Origin of the sequence: Bradyrhizobium sp. WSM3983 (genome assembly GCF_000473045.1) — a bacterium.
Taxonomy (GTDB): domain Bacteria; phylum Pseudomonadota; class Alphaproteobacteria; order Rhizobiales; family Xanthobacteraceae; genus Bradyrhizobium.
The window spans coordinates 252,457-267,188 of the sequence record NZ_AXAY01000006.1 but is presented as its reverse complement, the minus strand read 5'-3'; the positions used below and the strand labels follow the sequence as shown (position 1 = coordinate 267,188).

General features: G+C 63.8%; 17 protein-coding genes and 1 tRNA gene. 9 read left to right on the top strand and 9 right to left on the bottom strand.

Features of this window, described 5'->3' with window-relative positions; all coding sequences use genetic code 11:
- Positions 1-73: 73 nt before the first annotated feature.
- The 3 genes from YUA_RS48085 to YUA_RS0112505 are packed head-to-tail and all read right to left on the bottom strand — an operon-like array spanning position 74 to position 800.
- A complete protein-coding gene (locus tag YUA_RS48085) occupies positions 74-241 on the bottom strand; it encodes a hypothetical protein (protein ID WP_084292438.1) in 168 nt (55 codons plus the stop codon).
- A gap of 7 nt (positions 242-248) precedes the next feature.
- Positions 249-500 (bottom strand): hypothetical protein, encoded by a 252-nt coding sequence (locus YUA_RS0112510; RefSeq protein WP_027531006.1) that lies wholly within the window; start codon positions 498-500, stop codon positions 249-251.
- A gap of 45 nt (positions 501-545) precedes the next feature.
- Positions 546-800 (bottom strand): PilZ domain-containing protein, encoded by a 255-nt coding sequence (locus tag YUA_RS0112505; RefSeq protein WP_027531005.1) that lies wholly within the window; start codon positions 798-800, stop codon positions 546-548.
- A 228-nt stretch (positions 801-1,028) separates the two neighbouring features.
- On the opposite strand from YUA_RS0112505, the gene YUA_RS0112500 reads away from it, so the two are divergent.
- Positions 1,029-1,103, top strand: a tRNA-Glu gene (locus YUA_RS0112500).
- A 125-nt stretch (positions 1,104-1,228) separates the two neighbouring features.
- Here the strand turns inward: YUA_RS0112500 and YUA_RS0112495 are convergent.
- Both YUA_RS0112495 and YUA_RS0112490 read right to left on the bottom strand, forming a co-directional pair.
- A complete protein-coding gene (locus YUA_RS0112495) occupies positions 1,229-2,425 on the bottom strand; it encodes a 6-phosphofructokinase (RefSeq protein WP_027531004.1) in 1,197 nt (398 codons plus the stop codon).
- Between the two features lie 45 nt (positions 2,426-2,470).
- Positions 2,471-3,688, bottom strand: coding sequence for a fructose-1,6-bisphosphatase (locus tag YUA_RS0112490; RefSeq protein WP_305728013.1), 1,218 nt, complete (start codon positions 3,686-3,688; stop codon positions 2,471-2,473).
- A 394-nt stretch (positions 3,689-4,082) separates the two neighbouring features.
- Between YUA_RS0112490 and YUA_RS0112485 the strand changes: the two genes are divergently transcribed.
- From YUA_RS0112485 to YUA_RS0112455, 6 genes are all read left to right on the top strand, one after another.
- Entirely contained in the window at positions 4,083-4,742 is a 660-nt protein-coding gene (locus YUA_RS0112485; RefSeq protein ID WP_027531002.1) for a hypothetical protein, read from the top strand.
- Between the two features lie 190 nt (positions 4,743-4,932).
- Positions 4,933-5,559: a PilZ domain-containing protein gene (locus YUA_RS0112480; protein WP_027531001.1), complete on the top strand. Its 627-nt coding sequence runs from the start codon at positions 4,933-4,935 to the stop codon at positions 5,557-5,559.
- 130 nt (positions 5,560-5,689) lie between these two features.
- A complete protein-coding gene (locus YUA_RS0112475; RefSeq protein ID WP_027531000.1) occupies positions 5,690-5,947 on the top strand; it encodes a hypothetical protein in 258 nt (85 codons plus the stop codon).
- A gap of 322 nt (positions 5,948-6,269) precedes the next feature.
- Complete coding sequence (locus tag YUA_RS0112465) at positions 6,270-7,310, top strand: PrsW family glutamic-type intramembrane protease (RefSeq protein WP_027530999.1); 1,041 nt, start codon at positions 6,270-6,272, stop codon at positions 7,308-7,310.
- Positions 7,311-7,379: 69 nt separating this feature from the next.
- Positions 7,380-7,958, top strand: coding sequence for an HdeD family acid-resistance protein (locus YUA_RS0112460; protein WP_027530998.1), 579 nt, complete (start codon positions 7,380-7,382; stop codon positions 7,956-7,958).
- 233 nt (positions 7,959-8,191) lie between these two features.
- Entirely contained in the window at positions 8,192-9,277 is a 1,086-nt protein-coding gene (locus tag YUA_RS0112455; protein WP_027530997.1) for a 3-deoxy-7-phosphoheptulonate synthase, read from the top strand.
- Positions 9,278-9,332: 55 nt separating this feature from the next.
- Here the strand turns inward: YUA_RS0112455 and YUA_RS0112450 are convergent, their stop codons facing one another.
- From YUA_RS0112450 to epmA, 3 genes are read right to left on the bottom strand one after another with little or no spacing between them, the layout of a single operon-like run.
- A complete protein-coding gene (locus YUA_RS0112450) occupies positions 9,333-9,587 on the bottom strand; it encodes a hypothetical protein (RefSeq protein ID WP_027530996.1) in 255 nt (84 codons plus the stop codon).
- Between the two features lie 40 nt (positions 9,588-9,627).
- Positions 9,628-10,722, bottom strand: a complete 1,095-nt coding sequence (locus YUA_RS0112445) for a lysine-2,3-aminomutase-like protein (RefSeq protein ID WP_027530995.1) — start codon at positions 10,720-10,722, stop codon at positions 9,628-9,630.
- A complete protein-coding gene (epmA, locus tag YUA_RS0112440) occupies positions 10,719-11,783 on the bottom strand; it encodes an EF-P lysine aminoacylase EpmA (RefSeq protein WP_027530994.1) in 1,065 nt (354 codons plus the stop codon). Before epmA ends, YUA_RS0112445 begins: the two co-directional genes overlap by 4 nt.
- 162 nt (positions 11,784-11,945) lie before the next feature.
- On the opposite strand from epmA, the gene efp reads away from it, so the two are divergent.
- Positions 11,946-12,512, top strand: a complete 567-nt coding sequence (efp, locus tag YUA_RS0112435) for an elongation factor P (RefSeq protein ID WP_027530993.1) — start codon at positions 11,946-11,948, stop codon at positions 12,510-12,512.
- A gap of 39 nt (positions 12,513-12,551) precedes the next feature.
- Positions 12,552-14,153, top strand: coding sequence for a peptidoglycan DD-metalloendopeptidase family protein (locus YUA_RS0112430; protein ID WP_027530992.1), 1,602 nt, complete (start codon positions 12,552-12,554; stop codon positions 14,151-14,153).
- Positions 14,154-14,213: 60 nt separating this feature from the next.
- On the opposite strand, the gene YUA_RS0112425 is transcribed toward YUA_RS0112430, so the two are convergent.
- Complete coding sequence (locus tag YUA_RS0112425) at positions 14,214-14,717, bottom strand: cupin domain-containing protein (RefSeq protein ID WP_027530991.1); 504 nt, start codon at positions 14,715-14,717, stop codon at positions 14,214-14,216.
- Between the last annotated feature and the right edge of the window lie 15 nt (positions 14,718-14,732).

Below are 14,732 nucleotides of genomic sequence, written 5' to 3'. Positions count from 1 at the left end.
TGTGACCGCGCAAACCGCCGGCACGTGACGGCTACTGTGCGTGGGGTTGTTTTCGCGGTCTTGTTGTGGGGCCTTAGTGCCAGCCGCGCTCGACCAGCACGACGACGACGATCAGCACCAGCGTGACGACCGCGGTCGTGAGCTTTGCGATCCATGAGAACCCGCGTCCGACCCACCACAGCAGCGCGCAATACATCAGCGCGGGGACGAGCAGATCGAGCCGCAACAGGTCCGGCGACATCCGCCCCTCAGCGCCCGGTCACGGCGTCGACCCTGACCGCGCCGCCGATCTTCACGCAGGTCCCCTCGACCATGGTGAAGCCCCGCCCATAGGAGGCACAGCCATTGGCGTTGGCAGACCCCTTGGCAGACCCGGCGGTGCCCTTCAGCGGCAGGGCCCTGCCGGACTGCGCTTGCTCCGCCGGCGGCAGCCGCAAGGTCTCGGCCCCGGCCGTGGAGGTCGTAGCGAGAGCGATCAGGAAGAGGACGGTGAGACGCATCTACGCCTTGTAGCCCGGACCCGGGCTGCGCGCTATCGGGCCACGTCAGAGGAACTTGATGCCGGCCGATTTGCCGCGCCGCCAGATCACCTGGCAGCTCCGCCCGGTCCTTGCATCGCGCGCGAAGGCCATCCGGATCACGCCCGGAAGCTGGCTCGCATCCTCGTCCATCGTGATCTTGGCGCCCGAGGTCGAGATGTCCTGGACCAGGCAATGCCGCGCCGCGAATCCGCCATCGAGCGTGATCCAGGCGTGCCGCGACAGCAGTTTGCGGGCCGCGCGCTTCTTGGGCTGTGGCATTGGCGAAAGATATCTCCCGCTCCAGCGCTAGCCCAGGGAACCCTAAGAAACGGTTGAAATCGCCGCCCGAATGATCCCGGGGCAGGCTATCCACCGGGCCCAAAAGAGCGTTCCGGAACGGCTTGCCCACGGACCCAAAGGCCACTATACGTTCGCCCGCTGCAAGCCGCCGGGCACGACTCGGCCGGCCGGCGGGCCTGTCGCCAAATGCGGCCTGGCCTTGCGTTTGCTCCCTTCGTCTATCGGTTAGGACGCCACCCTTTCACGGTGGAGAGAGCGGTTCGATTCCGCTAGGGAGCGCCAAAATTCCCAAGACTTCTTTATTCCCAAGACTTCTTTGATTTGGTTTCGCTTTTTGCGCAATCTGGCAAACTCGGATCCGACGGGATTATCGTCCCGGCAGATTCACCCGGGATGCCGATGGACGCTTAAGACGCGCGGTTGAGGAAGATCGGCAGCCCCCGCTTGTTGGAATAGAGAGGACGGTAGCGCTCCGTGTTGTATGTGCTGGCGACGTCCAATACGCGCGGCCCGAGCCTGGCGTCAGGGATGGGGACCAGGTCGTAGCGTCCCTCGACCAGCGCCGACATAAGGCCGGTCTTGCCCTCCAGGATCGCATCATAGGCCATGTTACCAAAAGTCAGGGCGACGAGCTTGTCGATGAAGTCAGGATCGCCCGATCGCAGATCGTAGGTGAGATCAGAGACGATGGTCTCCTCGCCGGCGCGCTGCTTGATCTCGTCGGCAAGCGCTTCGGCCACGCTCGTCCTTTTGCGGTGACCGTAGGCGTCAGGTTCGCCGTATTCCTGCATCTTGTAGCCCTCCCACTCGGCGCCTTCGCTGAGCACGATCAGCGCGTAGTTGCTTGGGTTGGCGCGCTTTTCCTCGCGCAGCAACTCGATCAGCTTATCAAGATTGACTTTGTACTCCGGTATCACGCATCGGATCGAAGTTGCGTATGCAGTATAGAGTGCCGTGAATCCGGCATCGCGGCCAAAGATGCGGAAAATTCCAACTCGCTCGTGTGAGCCGACAGTGGTGCGCTGCCGCTGGATGGCGTCGCTGGCGCGGGTGATCGCGGTCGAGAAGCCGATGCAGTACTCGGTATTGCGGACATCGTTGTCCATCGTCTTCGGGATGGCGATGATCTTGACGCCGAGTCCGCTGAGCTTGTCCGCGTAGCTGAGCGTGTCGTCACCGCCGATGGCGATCAGGTGATCGATGCCGAGCCCGGAGAGGTTCGCCAGTACCTGGCCGGTGAGGTCCCAGGTCTTGGCTGAGCTAGCGCCCTTGGCACTATCCGAGACCGGAGGGTCTTGGCCGACGAGATGATCGGGCAGCCTTTTCATTTTTGAGGGATTGGTGCGGCTCGAGTGCAGCACGGTCCCGCCGCGTCGGTCGATGATGCGCGTATTTTCGCGATTGAGCGGAATGAGGTAGTGGGATTTGCTGGCGGGGTCGTCGAGGTTCAGATGCGTGAGGGCCTCCCAACCGCGGCGGAGCCCGACGACTTCGATGTCGTCCTCGCTGCCGCGATAAGTCACGGTCTTGATGATTGCATTGAGGCCGGGGACGTCGCCGCCGCCCGTGAGAATGCCGATGCGTTTTTTTCTCGCCACGCCCACCTCCTGGTACTAGCATGTCGCAATAGCGCCCGTGTCGCACGCTCTCTATTTGGCTGCTTCAGGCTTGCGCTCTTCTCGCAACTGAAAGCGCTTCAACAGAGCGGACACGGTGTCGCGGAAGCCGCCATACTCCAACTCGGAATAGGGCAGCATCGCAGCGCCCGACCAACCCTGGCTGCGCATCTCGATCGCCTTGCGTTGTGCGCACCGGCGCACCTCGTCCCACGCCAGATTGTCGAAGAAATCGGTATAGGACTCGGCAAAGCGGCCATCCTTGTCCACCGAAAAGCCGGCGCAGGAAACGATCGGCAGACAGTACATGCCAGTCACCGGTGTATTGAGCGGCACCGGCATCAGCGGCATCACGTGCGAGCCGCGTGCATCGCCACCGACGAAGTGCGCCTTGGCGAAGGGCGAGACGATTTCCTCGGGCGCGGGGAAAATTCCCTGGTTCCTGATAATCGCGACCGGATCATCCTTGCCGGTGTACTTGCCTGCGATCGCGTGAAGACGCTGCGCTGATACAGCGGCGGCGACCTCGCCATGTGTTCGAGAAACGATGCGATCAACGCCAAAGCGCTCGTTGTCGCGGAGCAGCGCGGCAATGTGGTAGTTGTCCGCGGGCGCGTCGAGTTCGATCACGCTGTCGCCAATTGTGTTGTCCATGTCGATGACATGGAAACGGAATCCCTTGATCATCTGGGGCAGCATCAGCCCGGCGCAATACATTGGATCAGCAAAGGCAAGGTAGAGCGGCAGGTTATAAGCGCCGGGGCCGCATTTGTCGGCGGCGAACACCATGAACGACTCCGCGGGCCTCTGGCCCGATAAGCTGTGCTCGAAGCTGAGTTCGGCGACGCCCGGGCCGGCACCGCGAATGTTTCCAGAAGGTGCGTCTGCGAGAAGATCCTGACCGGCGCCGTAGAGACCGGAAGTCTTCGCGACCGAAGTCGCCGCGAGAAACGTCTTCCAGGCGAATTGATGGACGTCGGAGCTGCCTTCGCCCCTCGTGTGCGTCATGATGATCGCGATGTCGTCGCCGGTGTGGCAGATGAAGCCGTCGATCAAAAGACCAGTAGAGATCGCCTTCCCGACTTCGACATCGACAGCCGCCATCATGCGTGAAGACGGTTTTGTATGCCCTCCAACGGAGCCAACATCAGCCTTGATGACGGAAAGAGTGAGTCTCATGAGCGTTCCTCCCCGCGCAAGCTCGCGCCTCGGCCTCGGCGCTTGCTGCGCCGGGGCGACGGCGCTGCTCATTCGCGGCAAGAACTCTCTAATGTTGCGATAGGTTCCCGCCTTGGGTTGATAGCTCCCCGCAATTGAGTGAGCGGCCCTGCCCCTTTGCTGGAGGCCGAGTTTGCCAACAGTCGAAATAGACGATGTGCATCAATGCGCAAATTTGCCTTTAGAAAAGTGGCAAACCAGTTGAGTTCGTTCGCATATCGCCCTTCGCTAGGGAGCGCCAGGCAGCCCCCATTCCCCTCGCCGCTCGCCCAGGAAGCTGCGCTGCACCTTCGCCGCCCCGCCCGGCGACCGATGAATCGCATCCCGCGGCATGAATCTCCCAGGCCCTCACCCCCGACAAATGTCCGAAGGAAAGCCACCCCGCCCGCCGCGATGGCGTCGCGTCTTGAAGGACCTGGTTAGGCCCATGGAGCAGCGCAAATCCACCGCGGACGGCCAGCCCGGCGCGCCGTTGGCGACGACCACGCCCCCGGCCTGGATGCGCCGCACGGCGCCGTGTTCGCCGGACCGACGCGCCAAGATGCTCGAGCACATGGCGCGCGCCAGATCGGCGCCGCAGCCCCAAGCCGCGAAGGCAACGGGGCCGTCGCGTATGAGCGGCTGGGACATTCTTCGCGACGCCTATGGCTGCGCCGTCTTGTCAGCCATCATGGCGTTCTTTTTCCAATCGCGTGTGCCCTTTTACCTCGGGGCGTTCATCTTCCTGACAGACGGCAGGCGCATTGAATGCGCGCTGGCAACGATCGGGATTCGGTTCGAGCCGGGAGCGATCGGGCCTGAGATCCTCAAGGGCTTCGTCTCCCTGTTCGGATGGTTCGCGCTGCTCGTGTCGTTGCGGGACTCGGTCCCCGGCTGGCTCGCGGCATGGATGCCTCCGGTCGAGCCGTCCTGGTCGGCCATCGCCGGCTTTGCCTTGGCATTCGTCATCGTCGAAGCGCTCGCGACGCGCGCGATGCGGCGCGTATTGCCGTGGTTCGGATTGGAGATCAGCTCCAACGGCCTGACCTGGGCGATGATCAGGCTCGTCTTGGTCATTGGCGCACTGGTGCTGCTCAGGTCTCTCTGAACGCCACCGTTCGGGTTGGGCGAGGCCACCCGTCAGGTCTCCGTAAGCCCGTGCAGCGCTTGCTCCGGAACACTACCGATGCACCCATTTACCGGAAATTTACCCCTGCTCCTGAATGCGGGTATCATTTGCTTAGAATTTGATCGCTACCGTGGAATTACGGAAATAATCCGAAACACGATTGGCGCCCATGTCCGTCGCAGAATTCCTCAGGCAGCGTGCGGTGGAAGTGACCGTGAGCGGTAGCTATTCGCTGCATCGCTGGTACGATTGCGATGGCAAGCTGCGAAACTTCGCCTGCCGCACCAAGCGCGTCTCGCCCTTCCGCATGATCGTGGACGTGCCGGTCGTCGGCAAGATCGGCGAGCGCGTAACCTCCTACTTCCAGGATTTCGGCGAATTCCAGTGCACCATCAGCGCGACGCTGAAATCGGGCTTCCTGATGGAACTCGACATGACCCGGGCACGCCGCGCCTGGATGTCGGAAAAGCTGACCTGGCTTGAAAAGAAGCAGAAGGACGACAGCATCGAGGAGCTGCGGCGTGACGGACGCTTCGTTCCGCAGGCCTCGCACACATTCCTGACGGTTGCCGACGGCAGCACCCATCCCTGCTTCATCATCGACGTCTCCACGGCCGGCGTCGCGATCTCCTGCGAATACGACCCGCCGATCGGGACCCCGCTTGCGGTCGGCGCCTGCGTTGGACGCGTCATCCGCAAGTTCGACAACGGCTTTGCGGTGAGGTTTACCGAGAAGCAGGAGCGGGACGACCTCGTCCGCCTGGTCGTTCGCCAGGCCGTACCGCAGCCGGCCTGAAGCCGGCCAAACCAATCCGTATTGCTGCCCTATCGCGGCCCCATTGCGGGATCAGCTTTTGACGGCCCGTGCCGTGTGCCGGGCTTCATTTGCAGACTTGCGATCGGGGGACCGGATGGCAGTCGACAAGATCACAGTTGATAAGATCACTGTTGATAAGATCACTTGGGACAGGGTTGGCCGGGTCACCGAGCCCGGGCGCTACATGTACAGATTCGGCTGGCTCACCATTACGGCCGGCGATCTCGATATCTGGAAGCAATATCCGCAAGCCGCCTTCACGCTGCTCGCCCACCATTCCGAGCCAGACGAGGCCGTCGCCGAGGAATTCCACCTTGGGGCCTTCGACATCGCGCCCGGCGCACCGCCGCCATTCACAACCCACTGAGGGCGGAAGCCCGCGGGTTGCCCCGAGGAAGGCAATTTCCACCTCTGGACTCGCAGCTTGCACGCGTGCATCGTGAATCGAAGAAACCTGCGCATTGCCTTGATCTGACTTATCAATCGCGGTCCGCTGACAGGCGCGCCGCCGTTGCGGTCGACAACGAGGTGCTGCTGTCATGCAATTGATTGCGCTCGCATTCTACACTCTACGGTCCTGATGAACCCTGGCTGTCGCGCTTGTTAAGCAACGGGACAGCAAGCGCATGACAGATGGTCGCATCGGGAGACGTAGATAAGCGGACCAAGGGAACCTATTTTCGGCGCCGATGTATCTGATTGAAGCGTTACCCACCGTGATCGGAACAGCCGCGATCGCCCCGGCGCTGCTGATGCTGTGGCTTGTCATTGCCGCCGAGGAACGCCCCGGGCCGCCGGCCCAGGTCTGGACCGCGTTCCTGCTTGGCGCGGCCAGCATCTCGCTGCTGGGTCTCGCCCGGGCCCCCTTCGCCAAGATGGTTGCGGCACCCGACAATCCCTGGGTGGCGCTCGCCATGCATTCGGTCTTCGGCGTCGCGCTGCCCGAAGAGGCGGTGAAGGTGATCGCCATCGTGCTGATCTCCTCGACCAAGCGGCGGACCTTCGCCAACCCCATGGACACCGTGGTCTATGGCGCCGCCGTCGGCCTCGGCTTCGCGGCTTACGAGAACCTCGCTTATCTGGTGCAGCACGCCGAGATGTGGCGATCGCTGGCGGCGCTGCGCAGCATCCTCACTGTGCCGTTCCACGGCGCGCTCGGCATCATCGCCGGCGCCTATCTCACGATCGCGCGCGCCGGCACGGCGCTGGGCGCGAACCGCCATCACCGCGACTGGGCCCGCCTCTCCAGCCGGCTACTGATCTTCGCGGGCCCACTGGCGCTGCATTCGGCCTTCGACTTTCCGCTGCTCACCCTCCAGCGCATGCCGGATCTTGATCCAACACTGCGAATGTGGCTGGGCGGCACGAGCCTCCTGATCGGCTTCAGCTCGATCGCCTTTGCCATGCGCCTGGTACGGCGCGTCGCGCGCCACCACGCGCCCCGCACCGATATCGCGCGGGAACGGCTCAGCCAGCTGCGCCGGATGTGGGCGCTCTGGCTCGCCGGCGGCGGCGTCGGCTTCCTCGGCCTCGCCTTCGTGCTGACCTCGATCCACCATTGGCTCATCAACCCCGACCGCAATCTGACGCTGGCGCTGATCCCGATCGGCTTCGTCTCGATCCTGCTCGGCCTCGCGCTGCTGGTCGTCACGACCGCGATCTACGTTCTGGGCCGCAACCGCATCCGCACCAGTGGCGAGGGTTTTTCGTCAGCGCACGGCGGCGGTTGATCGGCGGGATGGCAAGCGTGGCGTGTGCGTACTAGATTGAGCGCACATGTTTCGATCCGGAGCTTGCCGATGACATCGCCCGAGGAGTTTTCACGGCTGCAATCCGCGATGAGCCAGGCGGTGAAGGCGCATTGGAAGGCCTTTCTGTTCGAAGGCATCTTGCTTGCCGTTCTCGGCATTGCCGCGCTGATCCTGCCGCCGCTCGCAAGCCTTGCCATCACGATCTTTCTCGGCTGGATGTTCCTGATCAGCGGCATCGGCGGATTGATCGTGACCTATTGGGCCCGCGCCACGCCCGGCTTCTGGTGGTCGTTGATCTCGGCGGCACTGGCCGTACTCGCCGGCATGTTGCTGCTGGCGCGACCGATGCAGGCCGTGCTGACGCTGACCATCGTGCTCGGCGCGTATTTTCTCGCCGAGGGCGTCACCACCATCATGTATGCGCTGGAGCATCGCCGCGAGCTGAGCGGCCGCTGGTCGTGGCTCCTGATCTCGGGCCTCGTCGACATCGCGATCGCGTTCATGGTGATCGCGGGACTGCCCAGTTCGGCGGAATGGGCCATCGGCGTGCTTGTCGGCATCAACCTGCTGTTCGGCGGCGCCACCCTGATCGGCATGGCGCTGGCGGCGCGCAAAAGCAACAGTTGAGGCGCCTCGACGCCCGAAGGCCGTTTTGGGGGTGACAATCCGCCAACGGCGCGCTATATGACCGGCATGATCACCGTCGCCACCAGCTATTTTTGGTACTTTAGCTACGACAGCTCGCTGGCGGCAGGAGGATCGCGCTCAATCTGAAATATTGAAGCAAACGTCCGAACAGCCGCCAGACCTGGCGGCTTTTTTATTGGCCGGCAGGTTCGAGAAACAGACAGGAGCCCGCCGTGCTGAGCACGACCGACGATCTTCGTATCCGCGAACTGAAAGAGCTGAGCACGCCTGAGGACGTGATGCGGGAGGTCCCGCGCACCCTCACGGCAACCCGCGTGGTGATGGCGGCGCGCAACGCCATCCATGCCATCCTCAACGGACAGGACGACCGCCTGCTGGTCGTGGTTGGTCCCTGCTCGGTGCATGACCCCAAAGCCGCGCTCGAGTATGCCGAGCGCCTCGCCGCCCTGCGCGAGGATCTGGCCGACCAGCTCGAGATCGTGATGCGGGTCTATTTCGAGAAGCCGCGCACCACGGTCGGCTGGAAGGGTCTGATCAACGATCCAGATCTCGACGGCAGCTTCGACATCAACAAGGGCCTGCGGCTCGCACGCAACGTGCTCTCAGCCATCAACAATCTGGGCCTCCCCGCCGGTGCCGAATTCCTCGACATGACGACGCCGCAATACATCGCCGATCTCGTGTCCTGGGCCGCGATCGGCGCGCGCACGACCGAGAGCCAGATCCATCGCGAGCTGGCGTCGGGGCTGTCCTGCCCGGTCGGGTTCAAGAACGGTACCGACGGCAATGTGCGCATCGCAGCCGACGCGGTGAAATCAGCCTCGCACCCGCATCATTTCATGGCGGTGACGAAGCTTGGCCGCTCGGCGATCGCCTCGACTGCGGGCAACGAGGACTGCCACATCATCCTGCGCGGCGGCAGCAAGCCGAACTATGATGCGGCAAGCGTCGCAGCCGCCTGCAACGATCTGGCGAAATCCGGCGTCGCGCCGCTGGTGATGGTGGATGCGAGCCACGCCAATTCGAGCAAGAAGCCGGAAAACCAGCCGCTGGTCACGGCCGATATCGCCGGCCAGATCTCGGGCGGCGAGAACCGCATCATGGGCGTGATGATCGAGAGCAATCTCGTCGCCGGCCGCCAGGACGTGGTGCCGGGCAAGCCGCTGGTCTACGGCCAGAGCATCACCGACGGATGCATCGATTGGGCGACCACGGCAAATGTGATCGAGCAGCTGGCCGATGCAGTCGAGATCCGGCGCAATACCGCGCGCGCTGGACTGCACGAGCGCTCCGCGTAGGCCGGATCTAAGGCGGGCGGGGCGATGCTGTTCGCGCCCTGCCCGCAGCGGCGGCCTAGCAACCGCGGCAGATGCTCTTGATCTTCTTGTCGAGCAGAGCGTCTTCCTTGTTCACGGGATTGTTCGGATCGCTCAGATTTTTCTCGTTCGGCACGTCGCCGGCGCGCGGCTGGCGGTGACCAACCGGCGCCTGCGGCAGCGTTCCCGACGAGGCGCCGCCTGAAGTCGACGATCCCTTGGTGCCGGTCTGCGCAATCGCCGTGCCGCCAAGCAAGATCGCGAGCGATGCTGCCACGATGACCTTTTTCATGTCCGATCCTCCATTCCTCAAACCGGCGTTCTCTGGCCGCTCAAGCCTCGGGCGGATAGAGATGAACGTCGCCGCAATAGTCAACGATACGATAGCGCGTTTCTGATGCCGCATCACGCGTCTCCGGTGCGGTATTTTGCACCGCCAACACATAATTCGGCCCGACCGGCGATTTGCCGGCGCCGCCGGGAATGTCGATGACATAGTCAGGCTGACACATTCCTGATACCCGGCCGCGCAACTGCCGCATCAACGCCTGCCCCTGCGCCAGCGTCGTCCGCAGATGCGCAGTGCCCGGCGCGAGATCGCCGTGGTGAAGGTAATAGGGCTTGATCCGGCACTCGACGAAGGCCCGCATCAAATCCGACAAAGCGGTGACGTTGTCATTGACGCCGCGCAACAGCACGGACTGGCTCACCATGGGGATCCCGGCGTCGACGAGCCGCACGCAGGCGTCGCGGGCCGGTCCCGTCAGTTCGCGCGCGTGGTTGGCATGCAGTGCGACCCAGGTCGTCGCGCCCTCGACCTTCAGCGCCGCGACCATGTCGTCGCTGATCCGCGCAGGGTCGGCCACGGGCACGCGGGTATGAAGGCGAATGATCTTGACGTGAACGATGCCGGCGAGATCGGCCATGATCTCGCTCAGCCGGCGGGGCGACAGCATCAGCGGATCGCCGCCGGTCAGGATCACCTCCCAGATCTCGCTATGGGCGCGGATGTAATCGATCGCGGCGCGATAGGCGCTGTCCGAGAGCGCGTTCTCCTTGCCGGGTCCGACCATCTCGCGGCGGAAGCAGAAGCGGCAATAGACCGCGCAGACGTGAACGAGCTTGAACAGCACGCGATCGGGATAGCGATGCACGATGCCTGACACCGGCGAATGCGGGTGATCGCCGATCGGATCGGCGTTCTCGCCCGGCTGCATCTCGAGCTCTGCCGGCGTCGGAACGAACTGCCGCGCGATCGGGTCGTCGGGATCCGATTTGTCGATCAGATCGACCAGCGCCGGTGTGATCGCAACGGCATAACGTGCGGCGACGCGTTCGAGCGCGGGCAGCGCCGTGGCAGGCACGAGGTCCGCGGCCACAAGTTCGGCCGGCTCGCGCAAGGTCCGTGCAAGATTGGTTTTCGTCATTTTTCACGTAACGCTTCATTTGCAGGCGGTGTCCACACCACCTGATCAATCCGTGTTGCGCCGCTTGCCAGCATTACCAGCCTATCGAAGCCGAGCGCGACACCGCTCGCCTCCGGCATTTGGGCGACCGCGGCCAGAAAATCCTCGTCCAGCGGATAGGCCTCGCCGTAGCGCCGCTGCTTCTCCGCCATGGACTCCGTGAAGCGCTTGCGCTGCTCCTCGGCGTCCGTGAGTTCGCCAAAGCCGTTGGCGAGCTCGACGCCGCAGGCATAGACCTCGAACCGTTCCGCGACCCTGGGATCGTCGGTCTTCACCCGCGCCAATGCCGCCTCTGGAGATGGGTATTCGAACAGAATGGTCAAACGCCCCTGCCCGAGATGCGGCTCGACATGCTCGACCAGGACCTTGCTGAAAATGTCCGACCAGGTGTCGTCGTTGGCGACGCGGACCTTACCGGCCGCCGCCTGGGCGAGCGCTGCACGGTTACCCTCGTTGCCCGAGATTGTCGACAGCAGGTCGATCCCGGCGAACCGCTCGAAGGCGCCCGCGACCGTCAGCAGCTCCGGCTCGGCGAAGGGGTCGGCGGTCCGGCCCCGGAACGCGAAGGTCCCGATTCCTGTCTCCTGCGCCGCGCGGGCAATGACCACCACAGTGTCGGCCATGATGTCGTCATAGGGGGCGCCCGCCCGGTACCATTCCAGCATGGTGAATTCGGGCAAGTGCAGGTCGCCACGCTCGCGGTCGCGGAACACCCGGGCGAACTCGAAAATCCGCTCCTCGCCGGCCGCCAGCAGCTTCTTGCAGGCAAATTCGGGCGAGGTGCGCAGGTAACGGCTGGCCCGGCTGCCATCAGGCTGGATGATCTCGGTCCGGGGGGCGTGCAGATGGGTCTCATTGCCGGGGGAGACCTGGAGAACGGAGGTTTCGACCTCGACGAAGCCCTGCTCGGCGAAAAAGCCCCGTATCGCCCCGGTGATGGCCCCCCTGGCCTGGAGGAACGGTCGCCGGTCGAGGTGCCGCCCGGGCGCCCAGAATGGCGAAATCGGCTTGTCCCCAGCCATTACCCGGCCATCCCGCAGGCCAGCAAAATGCTGGCATTCAACGACAAAATGCGTATGTTGCGGCCCGAAACGGGCGCCGAGGTCTGATTTGAGGCCCCAAGTCCCCCATCGATTTGACCACGTCCTGGCCGGTGCCGGGCCAAGCAAGCAGGAAATATAGCTTTGAGAGTCATCGCCAGTTCTATTCGCAAAGGCAACGTGATCGAGCAAGACGGCAAACTGTATGTCGTCGTAACCGCCGAGAACATCCATCCCGGCAAGGGCACGCCGGTCAGCCAAATCGAAATGCGCCGAATCTCGGACGGGGTAAAGATCTCCGAACGCTACAAGACCACCGACCAGGTCGAGAAGGCCACGATCGAAGAGCGCAACTTCACCTATCTCTATGAAGACGGTGACGGTTTTCACTTCATGAACCCGGAGACCTATGACCAGGTCCAGGTCTCCAAGGACGTCATCGGCGACGCTGCGGCCTATCTTCAGGAGAGCATGACGGTCAAATTGTCGACGCACGACGTCAACGTGGTGTCGATCGCGCTGCCGCAGCGCGTGACACTGGAAGTGGTCGAGACCGAGCCAGTGACCAAGGGCCAGACCGCTTCGTCCTCCTACAAGCCGGCGGTGCTCTCCAATGGCATCCGCACCACCGTGCCGCCGCACATCGCCGTCGGCACCCGCATCGTGGTGATGACCGAAGACGGCTCCTACTCCGAGCGCGCCAAGGACTAAGCGAGGGATCGAAACAGGTGGCCGCCGGGGGGCGAGACAGTGGGTAGGAAGGGTTTCCGCTTCGTCTCGCTTGTTCTGGCGTCGCTTTCGCTCTCCTTCGCAACGCCGCTCACCGCGGACGAATTCCGCAGCCCCTCACTCACAGGTCTGCGCGTCGATTGGCGCGCAGCGCTCGACCAGCTCCGCACCGAGATCAACAGCCGCCCACTGGTCGCCGGCGATTTCATCTTCGTGCCGCGCCGTTCGGTACCGCGCTTCGATCCACGCGCGATGCCGGCGCTGGTGCAGCTCAACGCGGTCTCCTCGCAGTTCTTCACCGGCATTGCCCGCAGCTCCGTTCCCGTGCTGCTCCCGTTCGATGCCGCCGCTTATCTCGAGGCGCAACGCAGCAGTACGTCTGTCCCGCTGGCGCTGCCGCGCTACCAGGCCGATTTCAACCCCGCCGACATGTTCGACGCCGGACCTGCCGGCTACAGCGCGAGTTTCTCGTTAGAGTCCGGCGCCGGCGACGGCATGCCGACACGCGTGTTCACAAAGCCGGTCGAGATTCAGATCACGGGATCGGCGCTCGTCTACGACATCGCCGACCCCGCCGGCGGCAAGGGCGAGCCGGTCAAGCCACTTGCGACCATCTATCCGGACCTCCGCAGGTTCATCCGCGAAGGCTATGTGCGTTATGCCTTCACACGCTTCGGCGCCGCCTATGTGGTGTCGGTCCAGTGCCTGGACAGCGTCGCGAAGCCGCGGCGGCTCGCCTGCAAGGAGGCCTACCCCGTTGCCGAGCGCTTCCTGAAGGCGCTGCATGTCGCCGGCGGTCAGCGCGCGCGGCCGCTGATGGACGTTGCCTCCGCCGTGATCGATCGTCCCGCAGGACGATCGGCGGATTTCAGCTACCGGCCGAGCGGCGACATTATCCCGAACACTGGTTATCGCAAGCAGGGCGGCCATCCCGACGCGATGGCCTATGCGCAGATCCGCTTTCCGCTCGAAAAAGCGCCGGGCTTCGTGCATTCCCAATCCTACGCCACGCGCGATAAGGACGACCGTCCGACCGCCTATCCCTGGCGCGACAATTTCTGCGAGTCACGAAGCTTCGAGGTCTCGCAGTGCGGCGGCGGCTATGGCCACCAGGGCGAGGACATCCGCGCCGCCGACTGCCCCTCGCTCGGTGACGGCCGCGAACCCTGCGATCCCAAGCAGCGCGGCGTCGTAGCCGCGCGCGACGCCGTGATAATCCGTGCCTCCAAGGACCAGGCGGCGACGCTTGAGGTCAACAGCCGTACCGAGCACATCCGCTTCCGCTACATGCACATGAATCCGCAGGCGATGAACGCCGACGGGGTGCTCAATGGCCGTATCGTCACCGAAGGCGAGAAGATAGGTGTGATCTCGAACTATCTCGACCATCCCGCCGGCACGTCGATGCACCTGCATTTCGACATCCAGGTGTTCACCCGCGATGGCTGGATCTGGGTCAGCCCCTACGCCACGCTGGTCTCGGCCTATGAACGCCTGATCCGAGCCCGCGGACGCGAGGTCGGCCCGGAGATCGCCAGCACCCCGCAGCCCGTCGCACACGCGCTGCCCGAGGATGTGATCAAGCCCGATCAGCGCGAGGGATCGAGCAGCGAAGAGAACTGACCGGGCGCCGCCGATCGTAGTCCGGATGAGCGAAGTGACATCCGGGATACTGTCAGCCAGCTAATCCAGATACGTCGTCAGTTGCGCACCCTCATCCGCAACGAACACGGCAATCAATTCGGCGGGCTCCGTGGTGCTGGCATTGGCGGAGACCAGATGCGTCGCGCCTGGCGGCTCGAAGAAGGACTGGCCGACACCGAATGTCTCGACCGGGCCGCCACCGAGCTGCGAGCGGATATCGCCCCTGGTAATGTAGGCGGTCACCGAGCCGGCATGCCGGTGCGGCCGCGAAAACCCGCCAGGACCGTAAAACACGCGCACGATGGTCACGCGCTTGCCGGGCACATTGGGCAAGGCGTAGGAACCGATTGGCTCAACCTTGTCGAGCGGCGAGCTCTCCGCGGCTGTCACACAGAGCGGCGCGAGCGCGCCTGATACGGCGTCCATCGTCACCGGCAGCACTTTGCCGACCGCAAGCGCGCAAGCGAGTCCTCCGACGACGGCCAGCGCCATCGAGCGCACTGGCATCGGGCGCTGCATGGTGGTCAAGTTCAATGCAGTCATGACAACCTCCCCGCT

Excerpts from the sequence above, each read along its gene's own strand:
- YUA_RS48085 (WP_084292438.1), bottom strand. The coding sequence starts at position 241 with ATGTCGCCGGACCTGTTGCGGCTCGATCTGCTCGTCCCCGCGCTGATG.
- YUA_RS0112510 (WP_027531006.1), bottom strand. The coding sequence starts at position 500 with ATGCGTCTCACCGTCCTCTTCCTGATCGCTCTCGCTACGACCTCCACG.
- YUA_RS0112505 (WP_027531005.1), bottom strand. The coding sequence starts at position 800 with ATGCCACAGCCCAAGAAGCGCGCGGCCCGCAAACTGCTGTCGCGGCAC.
- YUA_RS0112490 (WP_305728013.1), bottom strand. The coding sequence starts at position 3,688 with ATGAGCAGCGCCGTCGCCCCGGCGCAGCAAGCGCCGAGGCCGAGGCGC.
- YUA_RS0112485 (WP_027531002.1), top strand. The coding sequence starts at position 4,083 with ATGGAGCAGCGCAAATCCACCGCGGACGGCCAGCCCGGCGCGCCGTTG.
- YUA_RS0112480 (WP_027531001.1), top strand. The coding sequence starts at position 4,933 with ATGTCCGTCGCAGAATTCCTCAGGCAGCGTGCGGTGGAAGTGACCGTG.
- YUA_RS0112465 (WP_027530999.1), top strand. The coding sequence starts at position 6,270 with ATGTATCTGATTGAAGCGTTACCCACCGTGATCGGAACAGCCGCGATC.
- YUA_RS0112460 (WP_027530998.1), top strand. The coding sequence starts at position 7,380 with ATGACATCGCCCGAGGAGTTTTCACGGCTGCAATCCGCGATGAGCCAG.
- YUA_RS0112450 (WP_027530996.1), bottom strand. The coding sequence starts at position 9,587 with ATGAAAAAGGTCATCGTGGCAGCATCGCTCGCGATCTTGCTTGGCGGC.
- YUA_RS0112445 (WP_027530995.1), bottom strand. The coding sequence starts at position 10,722 with ATGACGAAAACCAATCTTGCACGGACCTTGCGCGAGCCGGCCGAACTT.
- epmA (WP_027530994.1), bottom strand. The coding sequence starts at position 11,783 with ATGGCTGGGGACAAGCCGATTTCGCCATTCTGGGCGCCCGGGCGGCAC.
- YUA_RS0112425 (WP_027530991.1), bottom strand. The coding sequence starts at position 14,717 with ATGACTGCATTGAACTTGACCACCATGCAGCGCCCGATGCCAGTGCGC.